Source organism: Lactococcus protaetiae (assembly GCF_006965445.1).
GTDB lineage: Bacteria > Bacillota > Bacilli > Lactobacillales > Streptococcaceae > Lactococcus > Lactococcus protaetiae.
The window spans coordinates 2,364,485-2,376,877 of sequence record NZ_CP041356.1; the positions used below are offsets into that span (position 1 = coordinate 2,364,485).

Here is a 12,393-nt window from a genome sequence, read left to right on the forward strand (position 1 = left end):
AATTTTATCATAAAGTGTAAACCTTTTCAACCATAAAATACGTGATTTTTTAGAAAAATTAGCGTAAAATGAAAATAAGATGCTTTTTAAGAAGTAAAAATCTTAAAATGCTCATTTTCATAATTTGGAGGACATATTTTGAGCAAAATTGAACGCATTTCAGATTTTCTGAATGAAAAAGAAGTCGATATGACTTTTATCACCAACCCAACAACTCTCAATTATCTTACAGGGCTTGCAATTGACCCGCACGAACGCATTGCTGGACTGATGATTTTTAGAGATTCAACACCTATGCTTTTCACTCCAGCTCTGGAAGTTGAAAAAGCGAAAGAAAAAACAAATGGCTTTGATATTTTTGGTTACGAAGATGCTCAAAATCCTTGGGAAGTAATCAAAAATCATGTCAAAACAACTGTAAAATCAATCGCTGTTGAATTTTCTGACATTCCTCTTTCAAAAACAGAAGGACTGAAAGCACAATTTGGCGAAAATATCGAATTTGTCAACCTCACGCCACTCGTTGAGCGGATGCGCCTGATTAAATCTGCTGATGAGATTGAAAAAATGAAGATTGCAGGAGATTTTGCAGACAAATGTTTTGAAATTGGCTTCGCAACAGCCGCTGAACGCAACGGTGTAACTGAATCTGACATCGTCGCAAAAATTGAATACGAAATGAAGCGCATGGGTGTACCTCAAATGAGCTTTGAAACTATCGTTTTATCAGGAGCTAGAGCTGCAAATCCACATGGTGTCCCAGAAGAAGTCAAAATACAAGAAAACAAACTTTTGCTCTTTGACCTTGGAGTGATGAGTCATGGCTACTCCTCTGACGCTACACGAACAATTGCAATTGGAACACCTTCAGAATTCGACGCAGAGATTCACAAAATAGTTCTTGAAGCACAGCTTGCTGCTATGGATTTCATTAAACCAGGTGTTTCTGCTATTGAAGTTGATAAAGTCGCGCGAGATGTGATTACTAAAGCGGGTTATGGTGAATATTTCAACCATCGTCTTGGTCATGGGATCGGAATGGATGTCCATGAGTTTCCATCAATTGGTGGTTCAGAAGACATCATCGTCGAAAAAGGCATGTGTTTCTCTGACGAACCTGGTATTTATATTCCTGGTAAAGTTGGTGTACGGATTGAAGACTGTATCTATGTAACCGATTCTGGTTGTGAAAGCTTCACGCATACTAATAAAGATTTGATGATTTTCTAATACTTATCACTTCTAAATCATGTCATATTAAAGAGCTATATATAGTATAAAATTTTATCGTATTTTGAGATAAAATAACTAAAAACGTTCCGTCAGTAATGACAGAACGTTTTTTTATTTGGGATAAACAAAAACCCCTGTCATAATATAAATTCACATGAAAGTTGTGAAGTTATATTATCATATCCTGAAAGTTTGACACAAAAGCGCCTCATCTCTCGAAACAGCTCTGATAGAGTTTATCAAAACAAGTGCGTGCTATCTCCGCCTTGCGGCTACGCTGTCGATGCTCGCTAAGGCGCTGAAGCATCGCAATACCCCTCCTCTTAGGTAGGTGATGAAGCAGCACTAACTTTGAATTTCGTTCGACTGCCCTAGGGCGTTAGTGCCTTAGCACTTAGGCTTCTGGACAGGGTGACCTTATATCGAAGATGTGAGGTTGTGCCCTAAATTCAGCGGTGAGTTGCCCTTTTATCAGTCGATTCAGCGACTAGAGAAAATGGACAAATGTTTTACGAAACTCCCACTGAATAAGTCTTGATTTTATTTTTCATCAATAATCTAAATCATCAGCATGACCTGCACCATTTCCAACGAAATAGCCTGTTTTGTCATTAATAGACACAAGATAACTTCCATCTGGAGCATAAAGATTGTAATATCCACTTACAATGCCTGCTGGGAAGCCTTGGCTACCGTTAGTCGTATGGATAGCCGTTGGTACAAGGATATAGTTATTTCCTTTAATATAACCTCGCGCACGACAAATATCCAAAACTTTCTGCAAGATACCATCCCCCAAATAAAAGCTGAATCATTTGGATTAATGCCTGCTTGTGGTTGAACACGCGCTTTAGCAGTATCAAGTGTCACGCCATTAGCACTCAAACCACCATTATTTGTTACTACACTTGACGATCCTGAGTTATTCGTGTCTGTATTCGTATTAGACTCAGTAGTATTTGTTGATGGTGTTGTATTACCTTGTGTATTATCTGATGATGAGGTTGTTCCAGCTGAAGCTTTTTGTGTTGAAGACGTTGTAGCAGCATTTTTTTCGACTTGCGACTTAGCCAAAGCAATCGCTCTAGTTAATAATTTATTTAATGTTTCGTTACCTGTTTTAGGAGTAGCAGGAATTTTTACATTATTTATCACTTTCGGAGTAGTATCAAACTTTCCGTCAGTAATGACAGGCTTAGTAAATAAAGCGTTCACGAGATTAATCGCTGCAATTTGTTCTTTCAAATCTTGTGTTTCGGAAACGGCGTTAGACCAAGCCGTTGCATTTTTATGCGGACTGACCATTTTTTCAAGAGTAGAAAATTGAGTAAACTGATTATTTTTTAATGCCACATGAGATTTATCAGTAAAGAAAGCATCGTAAGCTTTATTGAATTTATCTAAATCCGATGATTCACTATTACTTTTAGCCGTTTGTACTGGTTTTGGATGCTGATTGGCATTATACTGTGCAAAACCAACTGCACCTACTCCGAGCAAAACAACTGCACAAACACCAATAATAATCGGTGTTTTCCTATTTTTACCTTTAGAGCGACTCAATACTTCTTGATTTTCATCTGAAGGAGCAATGACTGGATTTTCTAAAATTTCTGCCTGCGCTTTGATATTTTCTTCTGTTTTGTCAGTACTGACAACTTCTTCTGTCAGTGGCACTTCATTGGCTGACATTATGATAGGAACTGGTTCTTGATCCAACTGTTGCTCTAAAACGCCTTCACTTGATTCTTTTACTGACAGTTCCTCATCAACAAATGATTCTTCGCTGTCAGTAGGCGCAACTGTCATTTTTGACTTTTCATCAGCATTTTGTGCTGCATCCGCCATAATAACAGGATCTAGAGTAGGTTCATTTTTCTCTACATCACTCTCTTCTTTAGCATCATTATTTTCATCAGAGATATTCTCTTGCTCTGATTCGACTACTTCTGCTTTTTCCTCTTCGTGATTGTCATGGATAAAAGCTCTTCTTTGTCAGTACTGACAGGATTTTCCGTCAATTCATCAGTTACATTTTTCTCTTCAGACTCTTCTTTCTCCTCTGAAGGACTTAACTTTTCACGCTCATTTTGGATAAACTCATCTAAATTTTTACTCTTCGCTTCTTCAATTTCACTCCGATGTTGGCGAATATATTTATCCAGCACTGACTCATTGTCTTGATTTTCCTGATCTACTCGCTTTGATTGTTCGACAATCTCTCCCACAGTAAAATCCTTCAAATCTTGCAGTTTTAGTGTCTTTTCACCGATTTGCTTTTGGTTATTATTTTTTTTATTCTTGTTTGACATTTTTCCTCCGAATAAGACCTCACTTCCTCAATCTCTAGGACAAGAAAATGATAAATCAGAACACAAGAGCGACTCAAACTCAACTATTCCAATACAACGCTCTGCTAAACTTAGTCTACACTGAACTTACTATAGCTAATCTAGTATAAAAATCAACAACGAATTAGCATCACGGTCTAACTTCATGGCGCAGAAATAACACCATGACACGTATAAAGTTAATCTAGTATAGCATAATTTATACCACCCCACTCATCAATATACATCTGCAAAAGATTATTTTATACGCTTTCCAAAATACATATACAAATCAGCACGCAATGTTCCATTATAGAGTTTACGTTTCTTCGTTGCCTTTGTGCCATAATGCTGCTCAAAAGCTACATCACTTGTCAAAATATACTTACTCCATGTTTGAAGAGGAGCAAAAGTTTCTCCCATCTCTGCATAAAGTTGTGCGACACTATCCTCATCATCAAGACGGACACCATACGGTGGATTAGAGACAATTACTCCATCAAGCTTATCCGTCTGAAAATCTTGAAGTCGCATTTGTTTATATTTTATCACATCTGAAAGGCCTGCCGCAAGTGCATTGCGTTTCGCAATTTCAATCATTTTACCATCAATGTCCGTTCCTTGAATATCTAGCTCCAAACCACTTCTCACTTGCTTACGAGCTTTCACACGCTCTGATTCTAAGAGATCATCCTCAAACCAAGGCCATGCTTCAAATGCAAAATTTCGATTCATTCCTGGTGCCATATTTAACGCCAACATCGCTGCCTCAATGGTGAAAGTTCCAGAACCACACGTTGGGTCAATAAAAGGACGTTTGGTATTAGCTAACCAATTGGTTAATAAAATAATCGCAGCAGCCATATTTTCTTTTAGTGGTGCCTCACCCTTTTCCGTTCGATAACCTCGCTTAAACAAAGAATCTCCCGTTGTATCAAGTAATACCGTTGCCACATCTTTGTGCAGAGCGATTTCGATAGAAAATTTAGCACCATTTTCGGGAATAGGCACCCCTTCAGGACGATGATAAATCTTTTGTAACTTCTTCACGATTGCTTTTTTCGTAATCCCTTGAACAGAAGGTTCATTATGCAATGTAGATTTGACTGATTTTGCTTTACTTACAGGAAATTGACAACCAAAAGGGATTAATTCATCCCAAGGAAGTTCATATACCCCTTCAAATAATTCATCAAAAGTTCGCGCTTTAAATTCTCCCACTACAATCTTCACTCTATCTGCCGTACGCAACCAAAGATTAGTTTTAGCAATGGTAGTCAAATCTCCTTTAAAAAATACACGTGATCGGTCATCAATTGTCACATTTTCAACATCAAGTTGGCGCAATTCGCGAGCCACAAGACTCTCAAGTCCAGCTGCAGCCGTTGCCACTAATTTAAATTCTTTTTTCATTAATTTCTTATTTTTCCTTATGTATTGAATACTTTAAAGTAATCACTTCAATTAAAAAAGGCGAGGCTAAAAGCCCCAGCCTGTGTCATACAGTTTTCTATAAGCCATGTTTTGTTCCAGTCTAAAAGACCTTCGATAACCATCTGTCTGCCAAAATCCGAAGAAATCAGCCTCAACCACGCTTTCATTTCAGCTAGTTAAGTGCCCCGACCATAAGTTTGGGTTGCTCGCTTGAGGGGTTTACCACGTTCCATCCTTACGGTTTCCCGCAAGACTCGTCTCTATGGCACTTTTATAGGCTACTTTCACATATTTTTGAAAATCAAAAACTTAGTGATTTCGCCAGCCGTTAGGCATGACGCTCCTACCTAGGTTTATTGTTTAACCTAGCACAAACACTGCGTGCATCTCAGCAACGCGCGAGCATGGACTTTCCTCACGATTTTCAAAAAATCGCGCGATTATCCGAAAACTGTTATTCTATCGCAATTACACTCCCAAATGCTGTAACACAATTGGGGACTATTGCTTCTGATTTCAGCACAAGACCTGCGCCAAAACACAAAAAATTATTCTAAAAGCCTATTTTTATTCAATCCTATGATGTTAATAAACCTAATCATATCAGGTGAATTCCATAGGATTGGACATAATATTTCTTCCATTATCAGAACACATCAAATGAAGTCAAGACTTATTCAGTGGGAGTTTCAACTCGCCACTGAATCTAGGGTACAACCTCACATCTTCGATATGAGGTCACCCTGTCCCAGAAGCCTAAGTGCTAAAGCACTAACGCCCTAGGGCAGTCGGACGAAATTCAAGGCTTGGTGCTGCTTTATCTCCGAACTAAGAGGTCGGAGTATTAGCACGCACTTGCTTTGATAAAGTTTGAACTAAGGACAACGAATTGATTTTGCATTTAGAGATTCATATATTAAGCGCAAGACCATAATACCGAACCCTAGACACAACAAAAACAACGTAGCCACAACTGGTTAGTCATTATCATTTGCAATACCATTTGGGCCAAATACAGCTTGTTCCAAACGATTAATGCGTTTCAAAAGGTCAAAATTACTTGGGTTACGTAGTTCAGTTTTTGGCTTACTTACGCGCGATTGAAGGATTTGGCTTGGGTCAAAGCGTTGCGTATCATCAAGATTCGCTTGATTTGGCTTAGATACTTGCATCTCCAATTCAGCAATTTTTTTCTTTAAAAATTCATTTTCTTCTTGTAAACGCAGAACTTCCGTTTGATAAGTTTCATAATCCGCGATGATATCATCAAGGAGTTCATCAACTTCCTCTTTATCATATCCACGCATTTTGGTCGAGAAGTCTGCTTCATAAATATCTTTGGGAGTAAATTTGAATGTTGGCATTTTTACCTCTTTATCATCATTATAAAATGTCCGTTACTAATCATACCAGATTTTCATACTTTTTTCAAGGTCAATTTGATTAAAGTGATATCAAACAGATAGGCTTTATCTGCAACACTTGTCTTAACAGCAAAATCTAGTTGAATCAATTCCAACAAACTTTTCTTCAAAAAATCCGAAGAAAGTTTTCTTACGAGCTGATTAGCAAGTTTTACAGGGTAAGGATGCATTTTCAAGAAACTCACTTGTTGTTGTTCTTGCCATCGTTTTTCTTGCATTAATTTCACTTGGAGATAAAGACGATACGAATTAGTCAAAATTGCCAATATCTTAATCAAATCTTCTCCTTGCAAAGTTAAATCGTGGACTAGTTCACGAGCTTCATCAATTTTTCCTTTAAAAATTAAATCTGTTAGAGCAAATATATTATCTTGTAAAGATTTAGGAACAACTTTTTCTACATCATCAGTGGTTACTTCACGTCCTAAAGCATAAGTTTGTACCAAACCAATATTTTGCTTCATAATTGAAAAGCTATCATTTGATTTTTCAGCAATTTTTGCAAGTACATTTTTTTTCAGTTGAGTGACTTGACCGAAATACTGGATGAGCTCTGAAGTTTTTAATTCTGTGGCTTCTAGTAAATAAGCTTGTGATTTAAGTTTTTTTACAACTTTTAATCGACTATCCAACTTACCATGCAAAATCAGAACAAGCTGAGTTGTGCTAGAGGGATTTTCAAGGAAATTTTCAAAGCGTTTGAGCTGCTTTTCATCCAAGACACTTTTCTTTACAGTTGTTAGATTAACTAGATTTTCTAAGATGACAAGTCTTGAATCTGAAAAAAACGGAAGAGATTCAAGTTCTTCCAGAGCAAGATTAGCATTTGTAGTTGTCAAATCATAATATGCTTGACTTAAATCTGTTGGTTCAAAATTGACAAAATCTAAAATCTGACTTTTCAATTCTTGTACCATATCGTCTGCTTCACCAAAAATAACTAAAATTTGTGGTAAACCCTCATTTTTTATTTTTTCAAATTCATCAAATACACTCATGGATTAGCCACCTTTTTTTAACTTAGCAAGTGCGTGCTATCTTCGCCCTTTGGGCTACGCTGTCCATCCTCGCTACGGTGCTAAAGCACCTAGTCGGAGTGGCAATTCCCCTCCTCTTATAAGGTGGCGGGATAAGCAGCACTAAGCTCTGCTTTCGTTCTACTAACATTGGTGGGGGAGAAAGAATCCCCCACCAATGAAGTAATCACTTCAAAAGTAGTCCCAAGACAACGACTAGCGCAAGAATTACAATTAATATAATTCCGATAAAAGCACCGCCCCTCCCGACACTTCCTAAAAAGCCCCCTGCTCGAGCTTTTCTAATAAGTTCATTATCTGGAACGGCAACTCGTTCCTCAGTACTTTTGTATTTTTCACTTGGGTCAAACTGAGCATAGCCTAAACCGACAAATCCTTCATCCTCGGTAAATTTGTGTCCTTTTATTGCATCATCCCAAGTAACCGCATTGATTTCTCTCACACCTGGGACAACAGAAGAGGACATTACAAATTTATTTTCTCGTAATTTCTGTGAAAGTTTAAGAACTTCACGATTCATCCCTCCACGGATAAATCCTTCATTATCATGGTTTTCAAAAAAATCTAAACGCATTGCCAACTGTCCCAATATTTCACCAACAGGCTCTTTTCGCTCAAGTAATACCAAGCTATAAGCGAGTATTTTCTTTTCTGTGGAGGATAAAAGTTTATCTTGTGACTGCAAAACATCATAGACCTCTTGCATCAAATCCATCTGAAGAGCATGAATTTCAATTTCATTCATCATTTTCCAAAATCTCTCCATCTGGACTTACAAGGACTTTGCGCGGTGTTGTCCCTTTAGCTGGTCCCACAACTCCTTGTGCTTCTAACTCATTCATCAAATCAGACGCACGATTGAAGCCCACCTTTAATGCACGTTGAAGCTGTGCTGTTGAAGCCTTTTGGGCAATGATTACCATATTTCTTGCCTCCTCAAAAAGAGGGTCTCCTGAGCCCGTATTAGAAGCTGAATTCCCAGTCGGGCTTTCCTCAACATCTCCTGGGTCAAAGCTCTCATCATACTCTGCTTCCGACTGTGCTTTGATGAAGTCAACAACGGCTTCAACATCAGCATCAGATAGGAAAGCCCCTTGTAAACGGATGGGGTGATTTTCATCAATTGGTTTGAAAAGCATATCTCCACGCCCAAGCAGTTTTTCAGCACCATTTGTGTCTAAAATTGTTCGTGAATCCGTTCCTGAAGATACTGCAAAAGCCACACGTGATGGAACATTTGCTTTAATTAAACCACTGATGACATCCACTGAAGGACGCTGTGTCGCAAGAATCATGTGAATTCCTGCTGCCCGCGCCTTTTGCCCTAGACGAATAATCGCATCTTCAACTTCTTTACTCGCTACCATCATCAAATCTGCCAGTTCATCTACAATGACCACAATCAAAGGCAATTCCAACATTTTATTCTCAGATTCAGCGTTGTATTTTTGAACCTTTTCATTGTAACCTGCAATATTTCGAACACCATATTGGCTGAAAAGTTCATAACGATTTTCCATTTCATCGACTACTTTTTGAAGCGCTCGTGAGGCTTTTCTAGGATTGGTAACAACTGGTATCAAAAGATGAGGAATATCATTATAAACAGAAAGTTCAACCATCTTTGGGTCAACCATCAAAAACTTAACTTGACTTGGCAATGCCTTCATCAAAATTGATGTAATAATCCCGTTGACAGCTACTGATTTTCCCGAACCTGTTGATCCTGCAATGAGTAAATGAGGCATTCTTGTCAAATCGAAAATGCGCATACCACCGTCTAATGATTTTCCAAGTGGGATCTCCAAAAGTTTGTTGGGATTGGTTTTGCCACCTTCCCACATTTCTCTGAAGCCTACGGTTGCAACTTCAGCATTAGGTATTTCAACACCAACTAATGATTTCCCAGGAATTGGTGCTTCAATACGAACGTCTTTGGCAGCTAGAGCAAGTGCGAGGTCATCTGAGAGATTAACAATGCGTGATACTTTTGTCCCTGTTGCTAATTTAATTTCATATTTTGTAATAGAAGGCCCAACCACTGCTGATTCTACCGTAGCTGCAATACCAAATGATTTAAAAGTTTCTTCAAGAATTCGGATATTTTTACGAACATTTTCACGCTCTCCTGATTGATTTTTGACAGGTATTTCTGCGAGTAAATCAATCGTTGGGAGTTTGTAGTTGCCCTGATAATAAGTAGGAGCAAAGTTTACAGCTTCTTCTGAAGTTTCCTCATCAAAATCTGGGACAGTATCATCTTCAAAGTCTGGGATATTAATAGGAATTTCCGTTGAATTTGCTTCTTCGTTATATGCTCCCTCTGGCTCTATCTCCAGTTGCTTTTCAGCTTCTAACTTTTCCAAAGCTCTTTCTGCTTTCTTGGCTTCTTGTTTTTCTGCGTGTTTAATTTTCCACTTGGCGACACGCTCATGAAGCGCATCACGCATTTTGGGAAATAGTCCTGGAATCAAGAGATAAATCGCAATCAGAAAGAAGATGACAGCAATAATGTAAACACCAACAACTGAAAAAAGTGCTTTAGATGGGCTAAAAATTGCTGCCCCAATAATTCCTGAACCGACGAAATGTGTGACTTTTCCAGACATCAAATCGTTTATCACAAGAGACAAAGTTTGTCCAAAATCTTTTGCAAGTTTAATCTGAAAAATAAGCATTAAACCAATAAAAAATAATATTCCAGCAGGAATAAGACGTTTGTTTTCTCTAAAAATTTGTTTTCTAAAAACGGAAATAATCATTGTAAAAGCAAGCAATATCAAAAATAATATCGCTAATGAGCCAACGAATAATCGTGTGACATTATAAAAAAGCACTCCAACAATTCCAAGACGAAATAGTGCAAATAAGATTAAAATGAGTCCAGCAAAAAAGATAATCATTCTTCTCGTTGCAGCCTTTTTTTGCTGTTCTTTCTTCGTTGTTCTGCGTGTTGGTTTTTTCTTTACAGGCATTTTTTTACTTCACATTTCTTTATTAAACTTACTTAAATTCTGTCAGTATACTGACAGAAAGCTCATCGAAGCTGAGCTTTCTTTTATCCGCCGATTTAATGCTCTCTTTGGTCGCATTAAACTGACAGAAAGCTCATCGAAGCTAAGCTTTCTTTTATCCGCCGATTTAATGCTCTCTTTGGTCGCATTAAACTGACAGCGTTATTCATCTACTTAAGACTTTACTTACAATTATATCATAATTTTGATACAATAAATTTATGGAAAATATCAATAATTATAAGGCGTTAGCCTTCTTTGACTTAGATGGAACTTTGCTCAATTCAAAGAGTCAATTGGACGAGGAAGTCATTCTTGCTCTTCATCAGATTCGTGAAAATGGGGTTCTTCCTTTTATTGCTACTGGACGTGGCCATTTTGAGCTTGATAATATCATGAAACTGACAGGAATTACTGGTGCTGTTGCGATGAATGGTCAGTACATTATTTTGAATGGTGAGACCATTTACAAAGAGGAAATCCCTACTGACAGCGTTGAAAAATTGCTGACGGCGGCAGAACCTCATAATGAAGCTCTTTCTTTTTATGACAGCAAAGGCTATTGGGTAAGCGAATTAACTGATTTTGCTAAGCAAGCCTACTCCTACACTCATATGCCACTTCCTCTGGTTGACCGCAGACGCTATCTGCAAAATGAAGTCAATATGTTGTTAGTGTTGACCAACCAATTGAGCCAAGTTGATTACTATAAAGATGCTGTCCCTGAGCTAAATTTCTTTATGAATTCTCCAAGTTCGATTGATGTGACAAACATTTCAACAAACAAGGGCACTGGAATCAATCACGTCAAGGAGATTCTCGGTTTTACAGGTGAAACTTTTGCTTTTGGTGATGGTAGAAATGATCTCCATCTTCTCGCAGCTAGTGACCACAAAACAGCGATGGGAAATGCCGTGCCTGAACTTAAAGAATTAGCCGATTTTATTTCTACAGCAAATACTGATCACGGTATTATCAACGCTTTCAATCATTGGGGAATTTTGTAAGCTGTCAGTATATTGACAGAAAGCTCATCAAAGCTGAGCTTTCTTTTATCCACCGATTTAATACTCCCTTTGGTCGTATTAAACTGACAGAATGCTCATCAAAGCGGAGCATTCCTTATATCTGCCTATTTAATGTTCTCTTTGGTCGTATTAAACTGACAAATTTTTCATCAGTAAAATTTAATTCATTTACAAATAAAAAGCCTGAAAATCAGGCTTTTTATCAAAGCAAGTGCGTGCTATCTCCGCGCTGTCAATGCTCGCTACGGTGCTACGTGCTTCGCACGCCGTTCTGCGAACGGTCTATGCAACTTCGTTGCTCCGCTGTCCGTTTGCTTAGCGCAGCAAAGATAGCGACTGGAGAAAATGGACAAATGTTTTACAAAACTCCTACTGAATAAGTCTTGACTTCATTTTTAGCTTAAGTCTAAACTTCTGAAAGTTCACGTCTTTTGAAAACAAAAGCAAGGATAAAACAGATAGCAATAGGCAAAGTAATGATAATCCCTGCACTATTGATAGTAGAAGCTAGACCATAAAAAATTCCTAGCACTAAAAAATAGATACGCCAGCCTTTTCCTTTGTCTAATCGCGCAAAAGCAATCCAGTTGAAAATCATCAAAATCAGAATCAGACTAAAAGCAATAATCATGGCTGTAATTAGAAGTTGCATATCTAATCCAGCTTTTTTTAATTCTTCATCAAGTGCTTTGGAATGTTGGAGAACCAGCAGTGTCCAGCCAACAAGCGTACTCCCAAACGCAAGAAGGGTATAAATGATATTGCCAATTAAGGCAAAAATTCTTGACTTAGCCATACTTTCTCATTTCTAATCATGCGAACTCAATTACAAGATGTGAGCAACACCGTCAAGAAATGGAAAAATGTGGTTCTGCTCATAGAGCAGGTTCCAT

General features: G+C 37.9%; 11 protein-coding genes and 1 other RNA gene. 2 read left to right on the plus strand and 10 right to left on the minus strand.

Features of this window, described 5'->3' with window-relative positions; genetic code table 11:
• The first annotated feature begins 138 nt into the window (after nt 1–138).
• Nucleotides 139–1,230 carry a M24 family metallopeptidase gene (locus tag FLP15_RS11265; RefSeq protein WP_142767190.1) on the plus strand — a complete coding sequence of 364 codons (1,092 nt, stop codon included), beginning with the start codon at nt 139–141 and terminating at the stop codon, nt 1,228–1,230.
• Between the two features lie 553 nt (nt 1,231–1,783).
• Here FLP15_RS11265 and FLP15_RS13880 read toward each other — a convergent pair.
• The 9 genes from FLP15_RS13880 to FLP15_RS11305 form a co-directional block, all read right to left on the minus strand.
• The gene (locus FLP15_RS13880; RefSeq protein WP_280954099.1) at nt 1,784–1,999 is read right to left on the minus strand and encodes a cell division site-positioning protein MapZ family protein; all 216 of its coding nucleotides are present in this window, start codon (nt 1,997–1,999) and stop codon (nt 1,784–1,786) included.
• Entirely contained in the window at nt 1,897–3,081 is a 1,185-nt protein-coding gene (locus FLP15_RS13660; RefSeq protein WP_142767191.1) for a cell division site-positioning protein MapZ family protein, read from the minus strand. The genes FLP15_RS13880 and FLP15_RS13660 overlap by 103 nt, the downstream gene beginning before the upstream one ends.
• 95 nt (nt 3,082–3,176) lie before the next feature.
• Nucleotides 3,177–3,545 carry a hypothetical protein gene (locus tag FLP15_RS11275; protein ID WP_142767192.1) on the minus strand — a complete coding sequence of 123 codons (369 nt, stop codon included), beginning with the start codon at nt 3,543–3,545 and terminating at the stop codon, nt 3,177–3,179.
• A gap of 276 nt (nt 3,546–3,821) precedes the next feature.
• The gene (locus FLP15_RS11280; protein ID WP_142767193.1) at nt 3,822–4,976 is read right to left on the minus strand and encodes a THUMP domain-containing class I SAM-dependent RNA methyltransferase; all 1,155 of its coding nucleotides are present in this window, start codon (nt 4,974–4,976) and stop codon (nt 3,822–3,824) included.
• Between the two features lie 95 nt (nt 4,977–5,071).
• Nucleotides 5,072–5,449, minus strand: an RNA gene (gene rnpB / locus FLP15_RS11285) — RNase P RNA component class B.
• A 525-nt stretch (nt 5,450–5,974) separates the two neighbouring features.
• Nucleotides 5,975–6,361: a cell division regulator GpsB gene (gpsB, locus tag FLP15_RS11290; protein ID WP_142767194.1), complete on the minus strand. Its 387-nt coding sequence runs from the start codon at nt 6,359–6,361 to the stop codon at nt 5,975–5,977.
• A gap of 53 nt (nt 6,362–6,414) precedes the next feature.
• Nucleotides 6,415–7,419: a DNA polymerase III subunit delta gene (gene holA / locus FLP15_RS11295; RefSeq protein ID WP_142767195.1), complete on the minus strand. Its 1,005-nt coding sequence runs from the start codon at nt 7,417–7,419 to the stop codon at nt 6,415–6,417.
• A 205-nt stretch (nt 7,420–7,624) separates the two neighbouring features.
• Nucleotides 7,625–8,206, minus strand: a complete 582-nt coding sequence (locus FLP15_RS11300; protein WP_142767196.1) for a hypothetical protein — start codon at nt 8,204–8,206, stop codon at nt 7,625–7,627.
• On the minus strand, nt 8,196–10,433 hold the full coding sequence (locus FLP15_RS11305; RefSeq protein WP_142767197.1) for a DNA translocase FtsK: 2,238 nt from the start codon (nt 10,431–10,433) through the stop codon (nt 8,196–8,198). The genes FLP15_RS11300 and FLP15_RS11305 overlap by 11 nt, the downstream gene beginning before the upstream one ends.
• Before the next feature lie 260 nt (nt 10,434–10,693).
• On the opposite strand from FLP15_RS11305, the gene FLP15_RS11310 reads away from it, so the two are divergent.
• Nucleotides 10,694–11,479: a Cof-type HAD-IIB family hydrolase gene (locus FLP15_RS11310; protein ID WP_142767198.1), complete on the plus strand. Its 786-nt coding sequence runs from the start codon at nt 10,694–10,696 to the stop codon at nt 11,477–11,479.
• A gap of 427 nt (nt 11,480–11,906) precedes the next feature.
• Here FLP15_RS11310 and FLP15_RS11315 read toward each other — a convergent pair whose 3' ends face one another.
• Complete coding sequence (locus FLP15_RS11315; protein ID WP_142767199.1) at nt 11,907–12,296, minus strand: hypothetical protein; 390 nt, start codon at nt 12,294–12,296, stop codon at nt 11,907–11,909.
• Nucleotides 12,297–12,393 lie beyond the last annotated feature (97 nt).